Here is a 19,469-nt window from a genome sequence, read left to right as displayed (position 1 = left end):
ACGGTGTTGTTAACGTTTGTAAAGGGGTTTGACGACAGTTAAACTGATGAGTGTGATTAGGAAAGCTGATGAGAGGAAAGAGATGGCCCATCGCCCCCGCGCGAAAATAGATGACAGCGTGCACACGCGGCGCACCTCAACCCTAACGAACGGGAGCTATGGGAGGTGGAGAAGGTAGAGGAACAGGAGCCAGAACAGGTGGAGAGACTGGCCTGCGAGGAGGTGGAGAAATCCTGAACTGCTGGAGTTGCTGCGGGGTGAGCGATCGCAAAATTCTCAGTCCGAGAGTGTCTCTGGAGATGCTTAAAGCGTAGGATGGCTCCAAATACGGGCGGAAATTGGATTTATTGTTCAAATAGCTTTCCATGAAAGCTAGGCTGAGTCCGCTGAGGTAGCGGCGGGCTAAAGCTGGTTCGGGTCCGATAACCTGTGGTGGTGGCAGAAATAGGCTTTGAGGGGATTCCTCGATCGTTGAGAAGTGAGTCCCATTGTTCATCAGTACGAGATATTTGTTGGGCGATGTCAGCCATGTGAACGGTTGAATTTGTTCGAGGAAAGCGGGGGCGACGGTATCGGCGCTGCCTGCGATTACCATTACTGGGATTTGGATTTTGCTGAGGTTTGTTTCTCCGAGAATGCTGCTAACGATCGGGTTAACGGCGATCACAGCTTTGATGCGCGGGTCGCCGAAATTGTACTGGTTGCGCTCTAGGCCGCGGGCGCGGCACTGCAACAGTAGGGAGAGGTTCCAACTATCGTTCTCGAGTCCGCAATCTTTGTCTAGCTGTGCAAAATTAATCCCTGCCCCGGCTAATGCTAAAGCCGTATAGCCACCGAAAGACTGGCCGATGACGCCGACTCGCTGCAAGTCGAACTGCCCTTGGTAGGCCGGATCGGTTGTAGAAAGTTTGGTTAAATAATCGAGCAGGTCTTTGATGTCGAGGGGGCGGTTGACAAATTCTGCTGGTTCTGCTACTTGATTGGCTCTGCCTGTTACTAAGTCTTGGATTTGTTGGGCGTTGCTGCCGGGGTGTTCGGGGACAGCGACGGCAAAGCCGTAGGAGGCTAGGTGTTTGGCTAAATACTCGAAGGAAAGGCGATCGGAACCTAAACCGTGGGAAATTACTACTACTGGGGCCGGTTGCCTGCTTCGCTGTGGCAGGTAAATGTCCATATCAAACGTGCGATCCTCTTCGTTGGCGTAGCCCCCGTAGGGGCGGGCTTCGCTAACGCGATTTGGACTCGTCAGAGTTACCGATGATTTTTTCCAAGTATAGGGACCCGGTAGTTGGGGCTGCAGCATTTCGGCGGGCGGTATGGCGGGTTCAGAGGCTGCTTGTGCTTCGGACAACTGGGCGACTCCGGCGATCGTCTGATTGGAACGGTTGATCAGCGATGTCAGCTCGTTGGCGATACCCAAGGCGCGGGCGATGTCAATCCTGATGCCATAGGTGGGGAATTTCCGCAGCACGTTGAGAATTGTCAGGCCTTCTGAATCTGATGCTGCTAAAATCAGGGCGGCTCGGATGGCATAAAATCCAGGCTGCCGAGCTTTGGTTTGAATTACTCGGCCCAAGCGTTTCAGCAGCACTTCTCCTTGAGGCGTGTAGAGAAATTGGGCGATCGTCACGGGGCTGATTTCAGCTTTCGCTTGCAGGGCGCTGCGAATCTCAGCTAGCTGAGATTCTTTGGCGTACTGAGCGAAGCCGTCCAAGTTTGAGTCTATTTTGCCTTCTTTGGCGAAGAGTGCCAGGGATTCGATGGGAACTGATTCTTCTAGTGGCCCGTAAGTTACGTAAATTCGCTCGGCACCCATTGCCGGTGCGGCGGTGCAAACAGCCGTGAATGCACACAATCCTAGGTATTTTTGGGCGATCGACCGCCGAGAGCGAAGGGCAGCAGTGGAGAGGCTCGAAAACAGACAGTTCATAACTTTCACACCTAGGACTTCTAATAATTAGTCGGTGAAATGATGTAAATTGTTTCGCCAACATTTAATGCCGAAAAATCGATCTGTTGCTTCGGATGCTTCGGAAATTAGGTTATCTTGGGAAGCATAGCCAAAAAAGCAATTTTCTGACCTGACAAGACTAGCTGAAATTTAAAATTCAACACCGAGGGGTCAAACCTACTGGAATGCCCATTGATTATTTTTTCAGCTATGCAAGATATTTTCGATCGAGTTTGTAACTACAGCCTGAGTGGGAGAATTTATGATGTTCAATGCAACTGCTATCCTGATTGACGCTTTTGTGCAAGAGTTGCAGGCCGGCTACCGTCGCACCTACGGCAAGTACAAGCCTGACTACCCTGAAATTATCGCCTGGGCTGGGACTATGGCTCTGGAAAATATCGCTAACTGCGATGCTCTATACCACAATGTGGAACACACAATGCTCGTGGCTTTGGTGGGACAAGAGATTCTCCGGGGCAAGCATATTCGCGAAGGGGGAGTGTCGCCGGAAGATTGGCTGCACTACCTGATCTCGCTCCTGTGTCACGATATCGGCTACGTCAAAGGTGTTTGCCGCCAAGACCAAGAAGCTGTGGGACTCTATGCTACGGGTATTGACGGGGGCATGGTTTCTGTGCCGATCGGCGCAACTTCTGCCAGTTTAACTCCTTATCATGTCGATCGAGGAAAACTCGTAATTGACGAACGCTTCGGCGGCCACACATTAATTGATGCCGAACAAATCAAGCGCAATATTGAATTGACGCGCTTCCCAGTTCCTGCTAGCGAAACTCATCAAGACAGAAATAATTATTCTGGACTCGCTAGGGCCGCCGATTTGATCGGTCAGTTGAGCGACCCCAATTACCTGCGAAAAATAAGTGCTCTGTTCTACGAATTTGAGGAAGTCGGCACTAATAAAATCTTGGGCTACAAGTCTCCAGGAGATTTGCGGCAAAATTACGCCAAGTTTTATTGGAATGGAGTTTTTCCCTACATTCCTGCCGCTTTGAACTACTTGGAATTGACCCAGGGAGGCAAACAAATTATTGCCAACCTCTACGCCAATGTATTTCAGGTAGAACACGCTGAACCGCTCGCTTTCACCAAGCCAAACGCTCAAGAATTCACCAAATTCCCCGCCAATCGCAACTTAAACGGCGAAAAAGATGGTGATAATCTTCAACCTTCCATGTCCGGGGAAAATAAGAAATTTACCGAGTTTCCCGACTTGAATTTGTGAGGATTGACGCCCATAAATTGGCAGCTATAAAGGCGAGTCAATGGATTTTAAAATTGAGAATTCGGCGTGACAGGTTTGGCGCAACGTTCGGCGTTCAATCAGTCGAAGGATTTGAAATTTCCTCCTGAGATGAATCTGGGATGTTGAACAAGAGTCTAAAATTTTGGCCGACTGGCAACTCCTGTCGGAAAGTAAGTATCCGTTTTTGGGCAGGGTGACAATTAGGATAAGTTTTGATTTTCTAGTTGCTGGATCTTTGTTTTTAGCTCAAATTGACATTGATCATCTCCAATCTAAAATCTGTCTGGCAGCAGAGAGGTTGCTCGCTCCTTTTTTTTGAGCTAAAATGGAGAGTTATAATCAAAAATCAAAAATCAAAAATCTCAAACCTTAAATCGATATGGCAACTGAGATTCAGCAGCAAATTCAACAGTTGAGGCAGCAGCTACAGGAAGCTAGCTATGCTTATTATGTTCTCGATGCGCCGATTATGCCAGATGAGGTGTACGATCGACTTTATCGCCAGTTGCAAGAATTAGAATCAGATTATCCTGAATTAATTACTGCGGAAAGTCCGACTCAGCGCGTGGGAGAACAGCCTGCTACTCAATTTTTTAGCGTCAAACACAATATTCCTCTCTACAGTTTGGAAAATGCTTTTAATTTTGAGGAATTTGCTAAATGGCAGGAACGCTGGCAAAGGGTAGCGCCCCGCCTAACCCCCGGTCAAGAGGGAAATGCACCCCCCCTAACCCCCCCTTATCAAGGGGGGGGACAAGAGGGAAATATACCCCCCCTAACCCCCGGTCAAGAAGGAAATGCACCCCCCCTAGCCCCCCCTTATCAAGGGGGGGGACAAGAGGGAAATGTACCCCCCCTAACCCCCCCTTATCAAGGGGGGGGACAAGAGGGAATAACATCTTCCATTAGCAATCAGGAAAACAGGGAAATTACTCCCCCCCTTAGCAAGGGGGGGTTGGGGGGGGTTTCCTATGTTTGCGAGTTAAAAATTGACGGTTCTGCTTTAGCGTTAACCTATGAAAATGGGGTTTTAGTTCGCGGTGCGACGCGAGGAGACGGCATTAGGGGAGAGGAAATTACTCAAAATGTCAAAACTATTCGTTCGATTCCTCTGAAGCTCAATTTAGATAATCCGCCGCCTGTTGTGGAAGTGCGGGGAGAGGCTTTTTTGTCTTTAGCTGTGTTTGAAGAAATTAATCGGGAACGGCAAAAAGCGGGGGAACAATTGTTTGCTAATCCTCGCAATGCTGCGGCGGGTACGCTGCGGCAGTTGGATTCTAAAATTGTGGATAAGCGCAAATTGGATTTCTTTGCTTATACTCTGCATTTAGATCAAGGTAACGAGGGTAACACGCAGTGGGATTCGTTGGAATTGTTGCGACGAATGGGGTTTAAGGTGAATCCCTATCGCAAAATTTGCTATTCTTTGGATGAGGTTCGCGAGTATTACGAATATTGGGATACTGAGCGGCGGAATTTGCCTTACATGACGGATGGGGTTGTTGTTAAGATTAATTCGGTTTTGCTACAAAAACAATTGGGTTTTACTCAGAGGTTTCCGCGTTGGGCGATCGCCCTGAAGTATCCTGCGGCCGAAGTGCCTACAATAGTAGAAGCTGTCACCGTGCAAGTAGGCAGAACCGGGGCTCTGACTCCTGTAGCGGAACTCAAACCGGTGCAGTTGGCGGGGACGACGGTTTCGCGGGCTTCTCTCCATAATAGCGATCGACTTTCCGACCTAAATCTCCATATTGGCGATACTGTGATTGTCAGAAAAGCTGGGGAAATTATACCAGAAGTTGTGCGAGTTTTGCCGGAACTTCGCCCCCAAAATGCTCAACTTTTCCAAATGCCTAGTTGCTGTCCCGAATGCGAACAGCCTGTGGTTCGGGAAAAGGGGGAGGCCGTTACTCGCTGCATCAATACATCTTGTCCAGCAATTTTGAGGGGTTCGCTGATTCATTTTTGCAGCCGGGATGCTCTGGATATTAACGGTGTTGGCGAAAAGTTGGTGCAGCAGATGGTTGATAGTAATCTGGTGCATTCTGCGGCGGATTTGTACGATTTGACAGCGGAAAGATTGATGAGTTTGGAACGCATGGGTAAAAAGTTAGCAGAAAAGTTGGTAAGTGCGATCGCCCAATCGAAAAATCAACCTTATTCGCGCGTACTTTACGGCTTGGGCATCCGCCATGTCGGCAGCGTGAATGCTCAATTGCTAACAGAAAGGTTTGCAAATGTAGAAGAGTTATCAGGGGTATCGGCGGCATCGATTGAGGGCGTTTACGGCATCGGGCCGGAAATTGCTCAAGCTGTTTGTCAGTGGTTTCGAGTGCCGGCTAATCAAAGTTTAATTGCACGGTTGAAAACTGCGGGTTTGCAATTGCAGTCAGAAGTAAAAAATCCCAATTTAGCCAGCACAAATTTACAACTTACAGGCAAAAGCTTTGTGCTTACCGGAACTTTGCCCACTTTGAAACGAGATGAAGCTAAAGATTTGATTCAAAAAGCAGGAGGTAAAGTCACAAGTTCTGTTAGCGCTAAAACTGATTATGTGGTTGTGGGAGAAGATGCGGGTTCTAAGTTGGAAAAGGCTCAATCTTTGGGGATCGAACAACTGTCGGAATCTGAGTTATTAGAACTGCTATCGAGACCATAAATGATTGGTGAAAGTCAATATATCTCTCTTTTTTCTTTCTCTGCGCCCTCTGCGCCCTCTGCGGTTCGTAAAAAAGCTGATTCACTTGAGCCGTTTTCCGAGAACATCGCCAACCATTCTATTTCCCTAGGTGGAAAATAGTCCCTCGCGAATTGGGCAATACCTCAAAAGGCATAGAAATGGCGAGTGCACTTGGTCAATATACATACTTCCCCGGCGGTGCGGCCCCAATCGGTTGTCGGTACAGGCGAGTTTTGCTAAAATTTGATAAAGTTTGCAATAGCGATCGCAACTGCCAGCTTAGCCAAATCCCAGCAATCATAGGAGATACATTATGTCGGAAATTCCAGCAGAACAAACACAAACAAACTTGACAACTCCCGAAATAACTACCGAAAGCTCAATTTCGGGAGTGGAAAACGTGAAAAATAGTTTGGGAAACGTCCTAAATAGTTGGAAGTTGAAAGCAGGATTAGCCATTGCTGTACTTTTGGGAGTTTTGCTATTTGCTTTCTACTGGCAGCATATGATTGCAGTCGTAGGTATGAAGAGTTGGTCGGCGCGATCGGGTGCTCAGCCGATCGAATGTATGGTAAGAGATACTAATAACGACGAGTATGTCAGTTGCAGCGCCCTCCTCGATCAGCAGATTGTCCCTCTTGAGTGCAGTTCCAGTTTGTTCAACATCGGCTGTCGAGTCAATTACGGAACAGCGGCCCCAAATCCGAGACAAATCAACCCTAGATAGAGCATCTGCGGGTTTGAGAGGATTGTTGAATGAACAGATTTGCTACTTAAAATATGGGAATTACAAAAAAATTACCGCCGTGAAAATACTCCAGCAATAAAGAGCGGAAAACTCTTGTTTTTCTTGTTGTAAATTAGCAGGTAATGAAAGTTACCTGCTTTTGCGATGAGGTAATCTGTGATAGATGATGTGCGACAGTATATTAATGTGAAGATTTCACCTTTAGCATGGGTATCAAAGCATCCTCAGCTACTATAATGGATAAGTCCGCTCGCCCCTAATGATTGCTGACTATCTTTAATAACATTTTCTTCTATCATTGAAACCTGAAAATGATCGAGATTAACGGCTACGAGATTCTCACTCAAATCTACGAAAGTATCAACTCCACCGTTTATCGAGGCATCCGCCAACAGGACAACCAAGCCGTCATTCTTAAATTCCTCAAAGAAGACTATCCTACACCCTCCGAACTGGTTCGCTATAAGCAGGAATATGAAATTACCCGAAATCTGAATCTAGATGGAGTAATTAAAGCTTATGAATTAAAACCCTATCAGAGAACCCTGTGTATCATCCTTGAGGATTTTGGCGCGTCATCTTTAAAACAGTTGATGAATGAGCGTAGGGAAGCAGGCACGGGGGCATTGCCCCTACAGGAATTTTTGAGCATTGCCATGAAAACGGCGGAGATTTTAAGCAGTATTCACTCGGCAAATATTATCCACAAAGATATTAACCCCGCCAACATTATTTTTAACCAAGAAACCGGGCAACTCAAAATCATAGACTTTGGCATTTCCACTCAATTTAACCGCGAAAATCCCACCTTAAAAAATCCCAATGTCCAAGAAGGTACTTTAGCTTATATTTCACCAGAGCAAACGGGAAGAATGAATCGTTCTCTAGATTACCGCACCGACTTTTACTCTCTCGGTGCCACTTTTTATGAGTTGCTGACAGGACAAATTCCTTTTGAAACAAATGATGCCCTGGAGTTAGTGCATTGTCATATTGCTAAAGTGCCCATTTCTCCTCATCAAATTAATCCAGAAATTCCCAATGCCCTGTCAGATATGGTAATGAAACTGATGGCAAAAACCGCTGAGGAGCGATACCAAAGTGGTTTCGGAATCAAAAATGATTTAGCAGAATGTTTGCATCAGTTACAAGCGACAGGAAATATATCTGATTTCTCTTTAGGGGCTCAAGACATTTCCGAGCAGTTTCAAATTCCCCAAAAGCTCTACGGACGCGAAGCCGAAGTAGAAGCACTACTAAAAGCATTTGAGCGAGTAGCGGACAATCCCCAATCCCAAATAGAAATGATGTTGGTGGCGGGTTATTCTGGCATTGGCAAATCATCTCTAGTAGCCGAAATTCACAAACCAAATACCCGACTGCGCGGCTATTTCACCGCCGGCAAATTTGACCAATTTCAAAAGAGTATTCCTTACTCCGCTGTGGTTAGCGCCTTTAAGGGATTAGTGCGGCAACTATTAACTGAAAATGAAATACAGCTTGAACAATGGCGAGAAAAACTTAGAGATGCTTTTGGTGTCAATGGTCAAGTGATTATTGATGTAATTCCCGAAGTGGAACTGATTGTCGGCAAGCAGCCTCCAGTGCCAGAATTAGGGGCAACCGAATCACAAAATCGATTTAATATTGTCTTGGGTAACTTCATCCGAGCCTTTTGCACAAAAGAGCATCCTTTAGTCATATTTTTGGATGATTTGCAGTGGGCTGACTCGGCGACACTCAAGTTAATTGAATTGATGATGACGGAAACAGATATGCAATATTTGTTTTTGATTGGAGCCTATCGGGATAACGAAGTTAGCCCAACGCACCCCTTAATTATGACCCTGGATGGATTACGCAAACAAGGAGCCACTATCAATTATATTACTTTATCACCTTTAGCCCCAGAAAATATTAACCAACTGATTGGCGATACATTATATAGCGACACGGAGACGGTAAAATCCTTGGCAGAACTGGTGATGAATAAAACAGGAGGTAATCCGTTTTTTGTTAATCAATTTCTGAAAACTCTGGAGGCGGAAAAGCTAATAACCTTGGATTTGCAATCTCATCATTGGCAGTGGAATATTGCCCAAATTCAGGCCCAAAATATCACCGATAATGTGATCGAGTTGATGATAGGCAAGTTGCAAAAACTGCCTCCTCTCACCCAACAGGTTTTACGTTTAGCATCTTGTATCGGCGCATCTTTTTACTTAAATATCCTGTCGATTGTTTGTGAAAAACCGCCAGAAGTGATTTTTTCTGATCTACTTGCAGCCCTTCAGAGTGGATTCATCTTGCCAACATCGGAGTTAGATGAAAACCTATTAATACAGGATTATAAATTTCTACATGACCGAGTACAACAAGCTGCTTATACTTTAATTCCTGAAGATGAAAAAAAAGCCGTTCACTTAAAAATTGGACGCTTGTTAAAAGTGAATACTCCCGTGAAAGAGCGAGAGGCAAAAATTTTTGATATAGTTGAACATTTTAATCTTGGGCGCGAGTTAATTACCGATCAAAGCGAAAAAATAGCCTTAGCTAAATTTAATTTAATCGCCGCCCGCAAAGCGAAAGACTCAACCGCTTATCTAGCGGCGCGAGAATATTTGACGATCGGCATATCTTTATTAAGTGGTGATTTTTGGCAAGAAGAATATCAATTGACCTTGAAACTTCATCAAGAACAAGCAGAGATTGAATATTTAAATACTAACTTTGATTATGCTGAAAAATTAATTTATTTAGTAATAGATAAATGCAAAACCAACTTAGAAAAAGCCGAAGTTTATAATATTTTAATCGTCATGTTAACCATGATGTCCAAATATGAAAAAGCTATTACCGTCGCTCGACAAGCTTTAAACTTATTGGGGATTGAGTTAACGGATAAAGATTTCACGAAGGCTTTAAAAAAAGAACTAGCAGAAGTGCGAAAACTTTGGCACCCTGGGGAAATTAGCACCCTACAAGAGCAGCCAGAAATGACGAGCCTGGAAATGAGAGCAGCCCTAACTTTATTAGTCAGCGCCGATCCACCAGCTTATTTCAGTAACCCTGAACTGTATGGAATTATTGCGGCCAAAATGGCTTATATTTGCATTAAATACGGTGCTATTGCTGCTTCCGCTAAAGCTTATACCAGCTATGGACTTATCCTCAGTTCAGTTTTACAAGAATATCGGTCAGGTTATGAATTTGCTCGTTTAGGTTTAAACATTTCTAAGCGCTTTAATGACTCATCCATGAAAGCCAAAGCTGCTAATAACATGGCTAATCACATCCAACATTGGGTTATCCCTATAAAAGAAGCTGAAGCGATTAATAACGAAGGTTATCAAGCGGGTTTGGAGTCAGGAGAGCTACAGTTTGCAGGCTATATCACCTTCCATCAAATGCTTAATTTTTTTGTGTCTGGTAAAAATCTTCTCGAAATATTAGCCCTTCTCAAGGATTATTTAAAATTCACAGCTAAAACTAAAAATTTATTAGCTTATCATACCATCCTTGCCAGTCAACTCTTCATTTATAATTTAAGTGGATTGAGTCCCAAACCCAGAGAATTTGCCAGCGAATCCCTCACTGAAGCTGATTATCTCGAAGATTGTCAAACTAATCAAAACTTTTTTGCTCTGGGTAACTATTTAACCTATAAAGCCCAAGTCCTCTACTTGTATGGTGACAGTGTTACTGCTTTAGCTTGTATCCAAGAAGCTAAAACCATGTTACCTTATGTACAAGGGATGATTACGAATGCCGTTAATAACTTCTATAATTCTTTAATTTTACTGGCTGTTTATCCAACCGTTAGTAAATCAGAACAAATTAGTTATCAAAAACAAATTGAAACCAACCAACAACAGATGAAAATTTGGGCAGATAGTTGTCCTGAAAACTTTCTGCACAAATACCTGTTGGTGGAGGCAGAAATTGCGCGTATTTCTGGTCAAGGAATGGAAGCAATAGATTTATACGATCGCGCCATTGCTTCAGCTCATGAAAATGAGTATATTCAGAATGAAGCTTTAGGTAATGAACTAGCAGCCCAATTCTGGTTAGGGAAAGGCAAAAAGGAAATTGCCAAACTTTATATGAGAAAAGCGCATTATGGCTACCAAATTTGGGGGGCTAAGCGTAAAGTAGAGGATGTAGAGCAGAAATATCCGCAGTTAATCCCCAAGGTATCTGCCAAGAAACAAGTTGATTTGCAGACTACAGCTATGGACACAGCTTATTCAACAAGTGGAGGAAATTCCCAGATAGACTTGTCCACAGTTATCAAAGCTTCCCAAGTTCTGGCTGGTGAAATTGCAAGCAACAAATTGTTAGAGAAGTTAATGACAATTTTACTGGAAAATGGCGGAGCACAAAAAGGCTTTCTTGTCTTGTCAAATAAGGATAAGTTAACCATTGAAGCTAGAGGTGAAGTTGATAAAGCACAAGTAGAAGTTTTGCAAAATATTTCGATTGAAGACAGCGATGCTCTTCCTGTAGGTATGATAAAATATGTAGCGAGAACTCAGGAAGATGTCGTGCTATCAGAGGCTACGAAAGAGGGTGTTTTTACTAGCGAACCTTATATTATAAAAAATATGCCTAAGTCAGTATTAGGCGCTCCTATTATTAATCAAGGCAAACTGATCGGCATTCTGTATCTGGAAAATAATCTGATTACCGGGGCGTTTACCCCAGATAGATTGGAAGTCTTAAAAATATTATCTTCCCAAGCAGCTATTTCGATCGAAAATGCCCGACTCTATCAAAACTTAGAAGATAAAGTTCAAGAACGCACGGCTCAACTAGCTGAAGCGAATCAAGAAATTAGCACCCTGAATCAGAAATTAAAAGCCGAAAATGTCCGCATGAGTGCAGAACTCGATATTGTCAAACAACTGCAACAAATGGTGTTGCCAAAACAGTCAGAATTAGAGGCAATTGAAGGCTTAGAAATAGCAGGTTTTATGGAACCTGCTGACGAAGTGGGCGGCGATTACTACGATGTATTGCAACAAGATGGCCAAGTAAAAATTAGTATTGGCGATGTCACCGGACATGGTTTAGAAAGTGGCGTGTTGATGATTATGGCACAAACGGCTGTCAGGACGCTTCAGAAAATGAACGAAACAGATCCAGTGAAGTTTTTGGATGTCCTCAACCAGACTCTTTATGACAATCTCCAGCGCATGGACTCCTCTAGAAATATGTCTCTAGCTATCTTAGACTATGCCGGAGGTGTCGTCAAATTAAGCGGACAACATGAGGAAATGATTGTGGTGCGTGCTGATGGAAAATTGGAGCGCATAGACACGATGGATTTAGGCTTTCCCATTGGCTTAGTAGAAGAGATTGGCGAGTTTATTGCTTCTTCAGAAGTGCAGTTAAATCCTGGGGATGTGGTGGTGCTTTATACTGATGGAATTCCTGAAGCTTTCGATATTAATAAAAAGCAGTACGGATTAAAGAGGTTGTGGGAAGTGGTGGTTGAAAATCGTCAGCGCTGTGCCCAAGAAATTCGGGAAGCTGTGATTGATGATGTGCGGCAGTATATGGGCACTCAGAGGGTTTTTGATGATATTACTTTGGTGGTGATGAAGCAGAAATAGAGTCAGTGGGCGGTTGAAACCGCTACTACACAACCAAAGTCCGCGCAACGCGAGACTCAAGAAATCAAGATGACCGCTTACCAAGGGCTTCCGATCATTGTGAAACTACTCCAGTAGTAAGGATGAGAAAAATCTTGGTTTTGTTGTTGTATATTAGGCGGTAAATTCAAGTTGCTCGCTGTTGTTACTAACTGTCCGTTTTCCATCCGAACTTTACCAGCAATCATCGCCTGTTGAGCAAGTTGCAGAGTTTCTGCCTTAGTTGTGGCTCCTCGCAACTGGTGGTAAAATTCGCTCATTAGCCCCAAAGTGCCTCCATCGTCAACATACCACAAACTCCCTAAAGCAGATTTCGCGCCGGATTTTACTGCTAAACCTCCAAAACCTAACTCTGCTTCCCGATCGCCCACAGCAGTTCTACAAGCACTCAATACTAACAAGTCTACCTGCGGATTGCGCCAATTTAAACTCTCCATGCGATCGAGCTGCAATTTGGAATTCCACATTTGAATGTAGGAATTGCTCGCTTTTCCCGGTTTGAATTCAGCGTGAGTTGCTAGATGAACGATCCGAAATCCTCCCTTGGCGTGTTCCGACGTGAGATTATCTAAAGTGAAAGCAGAATTGAGGAAAGATGGGCCCTGCCACTGAGCCGAAATCGCCTGCAATTCGATCGGCACACTGGGCAAGGGCTGTTGGTCAACAAATTCTGACCTTCCCATTGCTAGCACTGTGGCGTCTCTAACAGCTTTATAATCGGTATTAGTCGAACTAAAACTCGGAATTAGGCTGAAACTGTATTTTTCAATCAAGAAGCCTTTACCGTCGTGCAAAGCGGCAAAGGGCAGGCTCCGCAATCCCGGATCGACTGATAGTAACAAAGTTTGAATTCCTAAGTTTTGTAAGTCTTTTTCTAGGGGTGCGATCGCCCATTTATATAGTTGCTGAGCGGCGGCTAGATAAGTGCTAGTATCGCGTTTTGCGGGATTGGTGATTTCAGCGCGAAACTCCTGGACGGTGGGGAAAAGAGCTGCTTTGTTGGCTTCGGGGACGCTGTAGTGAATCGGCCACCCGGCGGGAGGAACTAAAATTAGTTCCAATTGATCTTCTCGCGAGACCATGTAGATAATACCAGACCGCTTGCCGGTTTGCTGTTCGATATTTTGTAAAGTTTGTTGGGATGTCGAAATCAAGGTTTTTTCCTCTAGGATGTTGGCTTCTACCCCCAGGTATTCTGCAAATTCTTGATTCCTCATTTCTTCGATTCCCCAGACTGTTTTCTGTATGTCGTTACCTTCAAAAAGTCGATCGGGAGACGGAACATATCCCAGAACTAAATTAGAAGTAGGGTTAACTGTTGGTGCTTGTTGGGATGCGAGTGAAGAGGCTACGATGCCAGCGGGTAATTGACTGATGATACTTTGATCGATGGTTAAAATTCGATGATCGGCAGCAGCAACACCGAGATTGTCTAGCGATCGACTTTCGGGGCGTTTAAAGTCTTGTTCATCGGAGGTTGACGGTTCGGGTGTGGGTGTATCGGCGGCTGTGGGCGAGTTTGGCGCTGTCACAGGTGTGGGCACTTGTATTTCCGTAGGATCGATCGAAGCGGGAGTGACACTTGGAGTGGGAGTTAGGGTGACACTTGGAGTGGGAGTTGGAGTTATTAGCGGAGTGGGAGTGAAAACTGCAGTCGGAGTTGAAGTTACTACCGGAGTGGGAGTTGGAGTTATTAGCGGAGTGGGAGTGACAACTGCAGTCGGAGTTGGAGTTATTAGCGGAGTGGGAGTGACAACTGCAGTCGGAGTTGGAGTTACTACCGGAGTTGGAGTGACAACTGCAGTCGGAGTTGGAGTTACTAGCGGAGTGGGAGTGACAACTGCAGTCGGAGTGGGAGTGACAACTGCAGTCGGAGTGGGAGTTACTACCGGAGTTGGAGTCACACTTGCAGTCGGAGTGGGAGTTACTACCGGAGTTGGAGTGACAATTGCAGTCGGAGTGGGAGTTACTACCGGAGTTGGAGTGACAATTGCAGTCGGAGTTGGAGTTACTACCGGAGTTGGAGTTTCACTCGGAGTCGGAGTCGGAGTTTCTACCGGAGTGGGAGTTTCACTCGGAGTCGGAGTTGGAGTTACTACCGGAGTGGGAGTTTCACTCGGAGTCGGAGTCGGAGTTTCTACCGGAGTGGGAGTTGGTGTTGGCGGCGGGTCGATCGCGTCATCAGTGGAAAATACAATATTACCAACACTACTAGAACGCGGAAACGACTGCGATGTAATGGTAGATTGTCCCGTGGTAATTGCACCCGCCGTACCGTTGCTAGCAGCATCCCCTACCACAAACGGTTGAATCGGCGTCCCTCTATCTCCCCCAGCGTGTGTAATTGCGATATTTCCGCTACCTGTGCCGCCAGCAGTAGAAATGCTAGCAAATCCCGTCGGCGACAGTGGGGTGGAAAAAGTACCCGTAGCGCGGAAATAATTGCCTGTTATTGCTGTGACATCGCCACCGGTGCCGCCTGTACCGCCTTCGGCATTGATAAACTCTACTTGAATATCGCCGATCGGATCTAAGAACACATTGCCGGCATTTCCGACTATACCGCTAGAGTTAATTTGTCCGGTTGTAATTGAAGTTATCGCCTTAACAGTTATGTTGCCGCCACTGTTTGCCGATGTATTCAAATTGCCTGCGGTGAAATTGTTACCAGTTGTAAATAGAATTTCTCCGCCATTAGCAGTAATATTTTTAACGGTTAGATCACCCTTGGCAGTAATATCGACTTTGGCGGCGGTGACATCTCCCAATAAATTGACTTTTTCTGTGTTTAGTGCTGTCAATTGTTGCGCGTTAATTGTCGAGTTTCCTGTCACATTGCCAGCATTTTCGATCGCAAGATTTCCTAACTTGCTGGTGGCACCCACCGCACCGTTGAAAGTTATGCTGCCGCTACCGGAGGCTAGAGTTAAGTTGCGGACATTAATGCTGTCACTGTCGATCGCACCCAAAGCAATATTTCCCCCTGCCGTACTAAATACCGCATCCTTTGTCAAAACCACAGCATTGCTAATATTAAGGTTGCCGTTATTAGTGGTAATATTACCGCCTAATTTAGTATTTAATCCCGTAATATTAAAACCAGAATTACTGTTAACGTTTCCAATAAATTCTGCATTTGATGCAGTAGCCTTCAAAACAGATAATGGCGTTGTTTCTCCGATATTTCCTTGCACTAACACATTGCCTGTAGCGGCATCTAAGTTCAACAAATGATTACCACCTATCGCACCAATTATCTTAATATCTCCGCCGCCGGTAGTGAGATTAATATCGTTGCCGAGTGTGACAGTGCCGTTGAGATCGATCGGATTTTTATTGGTATTGATGCCATCATTCAAATTAATTGTGGCAGCCTTGAGAGCAATGCTGCTGTTGTCATTGCCGGTAAGAGTGCCATCAAGTGCGATCGTACCCGTTCCCGTTTGAATATTTACTGGATCTAAAAATGTAAGATTAGAGGAAATACTAACATTTGCACTGCTATCCGATCGCCCGATCGCGATCGAGCTAAATCCATTTTGAATCAAATTAAGTTCCGCAGCAGTCAAATCTAAAGCGCTAGTATTGTTATCTGTTCCGCCAACAACAATATTTTGTCCGGCTGTTGCTGGTTGCAGCGTTAGCACGCCCGTACCCGAAACATTCCCCGAAAAATTAATTTCACCTGCCCTTAAAGTCAGCGGGTTACTACCTGCTGACAAACTCGAACCGAAATCAATAGTTGCATCCCCCAGTGTAAAAGTTACAGGAGCTTTTAATGTCACCGGAGCGCTAAAACTAATGTTATCATTAGTTGTTGTAATATTTCCGCTAGCCGCAACTGTTCCACCGCCATTTTGAATAAATTCACCGTCCAAGTTCAGGTTTTTCTCAATATTGAGATTCACCTTATTGGTAATTGTGAGCGTGCCGTCATTGGTGGTTGTTACAGTTCCTTTAAGATTAACATTGTCCGCAGCAATACCGAGATTGCCAGCCACGTCAACTGTATTATTGAAACTAATGTCGCTGCCTGCGAGAATCGGATTATTGGCAACCGTCACAGCATCTGCATAAGTTTGACTGCCGGTTGTAGTGACATTCCCGCCTAAAGATATCTTGCTGTTGGCAGTTAAACTTGTGAGAGGAGTTGTTTCGCCGATCGCACTTTTGAAGGTAAGATTACCGCTAGTCGCCTTCACAGTCAAATTGCTGGTACCATCAACAGTATTATTGAAAGTAATGCTGTCACCTGAAATAATCGGATTGTTGGCAATTGTAACTGCATCTCCATAAGTTTGAGCACCAGTTGTAGTAACATTTCCCTTGACTTGAGTTGTGCCGCCAGCATCTGCAGTCAAACTCGCGGCATTCACTGTTTGATTAAATGCGGTTGTGCCTGTAGAGTTAGCTGTTAAATTGCCGATCGGAGTTACAGCACCAACTGCACCATTGAATGTAACATTACCAGTACCCCCATTCACAGTTAAATCGCTGGTGCCGTCAACAGTATTATTGAAAGTAATTTCGCTGCCTGCGAGAATGGGATTGTTGGCAATTGTAACTGCATCTCCATAAGTTTGACTGCCAGTTGTAGTAACATTTCCCTTCACTTGAGTTATGCCGTCAGCATCTGTAGTCAAACTCGCGGCATTGACTGTTTGATTAAATGCGGTTGTTCCTGTAGAGTTAGCTGTTAAATTGCCGATCGCATTTGTGGGATTTCCAACTGCACCATTGAAGGTAACATTACCGCTAACCGCATTCGCCGTCAACTCGCTGCTGCCGTCAACAGTATTATTGAAAGTAATTTCGCGGCCTTCGAGAATTGGATTGTTGGCAATTGTAACAGCATCTCCATAAGTTTGAGTGCCAGTTGTAGTGACATCGCCCTTAAGTTCGGTTGTACCGCCAGCATTGGTGGTGAAACTGGTAGCGTTGACAGCATTAAATGTAGTTGAACCAGCACTGTTGACGGTGAGATTTCCTAATACTGTCGCATCGCCGATTAAACCTTTAACCTCAATTTTTCCAGTACCTGTTTCTAAAGTGAGATTGCCACTGCCATCAATATTATTGTTAAATAGAATATTGCCACCTGCTGAAATGCCATTGCTGACTAAGACGCTATCTCCAACTAAGGTATTGCCGTTAATTGTGATATCTTGAGATTGGGTGGTAAGATTGCCGTTCAGGTTATTAGTTGTAGCATTGAGAGTAATTGAAGCATTATCAGTTCCCAAAATCGAGCTATCGGGATTTACAGAAATAGTGCCTTGAGTATTGAAAGTCACAGGATCTTTAAAAGATATCTGCAAATTTTCTACAGTGATCTTGCCTGTGGTACTATTAGTTCCCAAAACAATTTCACTAAATCCATTAGCCAATGCCGATAAAAAGGGCGTTCCTAAATCGATCGCCTGCGGATCGTCAGCAAGTTCCTTCTGGAAGCGAATTCCTACGTTCGGCGAAAACGGCTTAATAGACAAAGTACCTTTACCCTGCACGGAATCTGGGAGTCCCGAAAAGCCCATCTCACTACCACTAATGCTAATATTTCCTGTACCGGGCAATCCATTAGCATCAATGCCACTTATCCCAACTTGATTGGGAGTTGCGATGGTGATATCTCCGCCAGCACCGGAAGTAGAACTAGAGTTAAATAATCCTGAGACTGCAACAATATCGCCAGTTGTGCTAGTGATATCGATTTTTCCGCCAGCACCAGCAGTGGAACTAGAGTTAAGATTGCTAGCGTTAATCGTATTGTTAGCACTGAGTGCGATCGGGCCACCATTTCCGGTAGTGGATGTGGTATCAATTGCCCCTGCAGTCGTATCAATATTGCCCTTAGTGCTGGTAAGGGCGATCGCCCGTCCGGGATTTCTCATACTACCAACGGTAATATCGCCTGTAGTTTCAAGCGAAAAATCGATCGGACTCTTAACATCGAAAGAATTGATTGTTGTCAGGGAACGTAAAGGTACTGGATTTCCAATAGGCCCGTTGACATTAATAACGCCTGTTCCTGTAGTCAAAACTAGGTTGCCATCGCCCTCAACCGTTCCCCCAAAAGTAATGTCGCCTGCATTCGTTAACCCAGTATCGAGAATGACATTAGAACCCGTACCGAGAGAGACTTGCTCACCAAAGGTAATATTCTGTTCGGTAGTCCCCTGAAGGAAAGGATCGAGAGAATAAAACTGAATTCAAAGAAAAGTAGGCATTTAGAGTTGTAAATTAGCATTGTAATGATGCACAAACCGCCAAATAGCAGCAAGATGATTTTCTAATTTTTTAGAGAAGCCTAAGCTCTTTCTTACCAGTCGAGATACTCGTTGTCGAATAGTACAGTTAAAGCGCTCGATATAGCTAGTCAAACCACTATCTTTATCTACACTGCGATGACGCTTGCTGGGCAATACAGAATCATAAGCACTCCAATGGTCGGTATAAATTACTGCACATTGACGGTACACTGGTGGCATTGAATCCCATAAAGCTTGAGCCGATACTGCGCTACGATCTCCAATATGTACACCAACAATTTCCCTAGTCTGGGCATCCAATGCCAGCCAGACCCACTGCTGATTTCCTTTACTATCAACGAATGACCATAACTCATCCATCTGAACACTCAAGCGCTTTTTTTCCTTGGGAGTCACCTCCACTTGCTTCTTAACAGCAGCCGCTTGGCTATTAACGTATCGCTGCACTGTATCTTCTGACACTTGTAGTACCCGAGCAATTCCCGCCTGAGAAATACGTTCAAGTAGCATCCGTGACATTAACTCCTTTTGTTCTTTTGTAATAGGTTTCCATGCCGGATTTAAAACAAACTGACGACCACATTCTCGACATTTATAGTTTTGTTTACCATGCCGAGTTTGACCGTTACGACTAACTTCTTTTGAGCCACAATTAGGACAATGGGGAATCTCTACTGTCATATCACACTATGATAAACACTTCTCTCTAATAGTAACTTACTCTATCCTTTCCTTCAGGGCACTACCTTCTGTTCGTTGGTGACAATATTTGCATTTAAGTTAGTCGTTGGAGCATTAAAAGTAATTGAAGCGTTGTTTGCACCCCACATTCCGCAGATGTGATTATCTTACTGGTATTTTTCAAAAATCAAAGCCATAAAGCTTTTTTTAGTCTAACTA

At 44.6% G+C, this 19,469-nt stretch carries 7 protein-coding genes; 4 read left to right on the top strand and 3 right to left on the bottom strand.

What is annotated here, in order from left to right; all coding sequences use genetic code 11:
- Positions 1–142: 142 nt before the first annotated feature.
- A complete protein-coding gene (locus QUB10_RS30885; protein WP_333206978.1) occupies positions 143–1,930 on the bottom strand; it encodes an alpha/beta hydrolase in 1,788 nt (595 codons plus the stop codon).
- 286 nt (positions 1,931–2,216) lie between these two features.
- Here QUB10_RS30885 and QUB10_RS30880 point away from each other — a divergent pair, with 286 nt between their 5' ends.
- The 4 genes from QUB10_RS30880 (at position 2,217) to QUB10_RS30865 (ending at position 12,261) form a co-directional block, all read left to right on the top strand.
- Positions 2,217–3,197 carry an Npun_R2479 family HD domain-containing metalloprotein gene (locus tag QUB10_RS30880; protein ID WP_333206979.1) on the top strand — a complete coding sequence of 327 codons (981 nt, stop codon included), beginning with the start codon at positions 2,217–2,219 and terminating at the stop codon, positions 3,195–3,197.
- A 400-nt stretch (positions 3,198–3,597) separates the two neighbouring features.
- A complete protein-coding gene (gene ligA / locus QUB10_RS30875) occupies positions 3,598–5,877 on the top strand; it encodes an NAD-dependent DNA ligase LigA (RefSeq protein ID WP_333206977.1) in 2,280 nt (759 codons plus the stop codon).
- Positions 5,878–6,211: 334 nt separating this feature from the next.
- Positions 6,212–6,625 (top strand): hypothetical protein, encoded by a 414-nt coding sequence (locus QUB10_RS30870; RefSeq protein WP_333206976.1) that lies wholly within the window; start codon positions 6,212–6,214, stop codon positions 6,623–6,625.
- A 332-nt stretch (positions 6,626–6,957) separates the two neighbouring features.
- Positions 6,958–12,261 (top strand): AAA family ATPase, encoded by a 5,304-nt coding sequence (locus tag QUB10_RS30865; protein ID WP_333206975.1) that lies wholly within the window; start codon positions 6,958–6,960, stop codon positions 12,259–12,261.
- A gap of 77 nt (positions 12,262–12,338) precedes the next feature.
- Here the strand turns inward: QUB10_RS30865 and QUB10_RS30860 are convergent, their stop codons facing one another.
- Both QUB10_RS30860 and QUB10_RS30855 read right to left on the bottom strand, forming a co-directional pair.
- A complete protein-coding gene (locus QUB10_RS30860; protein ID WP_333206974.1) occupies positions 12,339–18,338 on the bottom strand; it encodes a CHAT domain-containing protein in 6,000 nt (1,999 codons plus the stop codon).
- Between the two features lie 189 nt (positions 18,339–18,527).
- Positions 18,528–19,250 carry an IS1 family transposase gene (locus QUB10_RS30855; RefSeq protein WP_333206973.1) on the bottom strand — a complete coding sequence of 241 codons (723 nt, stop codon included), beginning with the start codon at positions 19,248–19,250 and terminating at the stop codon, positions 18,528–18,530.
- Positions 19,251–19,469 lie beyond the last annotated feature (219 nt).

The sequence above is a fragment of the Microcoleus sp. B5-D4 genome (assembly GCF_036705145.1).
GTDB lineage: Bacteria > Cyanobacteriota > Cyanobacteriia > Cyanobacteriales > Microcoleaceae > Microcoleus.
Note: the sequence above shows the minus strand (reverse complement) of the source record. Positions and strands in the feature narration are given on the sequence as shown.

Coding starts and splice junctions, on each gene's coding strand:
- QUB10_RS30870 (WP_333206976.1), top strand. CDS start 6,212: ATGTCGGAAATTCCAGCAGAACAAACACAAACAAACTTGACAACTCCC.
- ligA (WP_333206977.1), top strand. CDS start 3,598: ATGGCAACTGAGATTCAGCAGCAAATTCAACAGTTGAGGCAGCAGCTA.
- QUB10_RS30885 (WP_333206978.1), bottom strand. CDS start 1,930: ATGAACTGTCTGTTTTCGAGCCTCTCCACTGCTGCCCTTCGCTCTCGG.
- QUB10_RS30855 (WP_333206973.1), bottom strand. CDS start 19,250: ATGACAGTAGAGATTCCCCATTGTCCTAATTGTGGCTCAAAAGAAGTT.
- QUB10_RS30865 (WP_333206975.1), top strand. CDS start 6,958: ATGATCGAGATTAACGGCTACGAGATTCTCACTCAAATCTACGAAAGT.
- QUB10_RS30880 (WP_333206979.1), top strand. CDS start 2,217: ATGTTCAATGCAACTGCTATCCTGATTGACGCTTTTGTGCAAGAGTTG.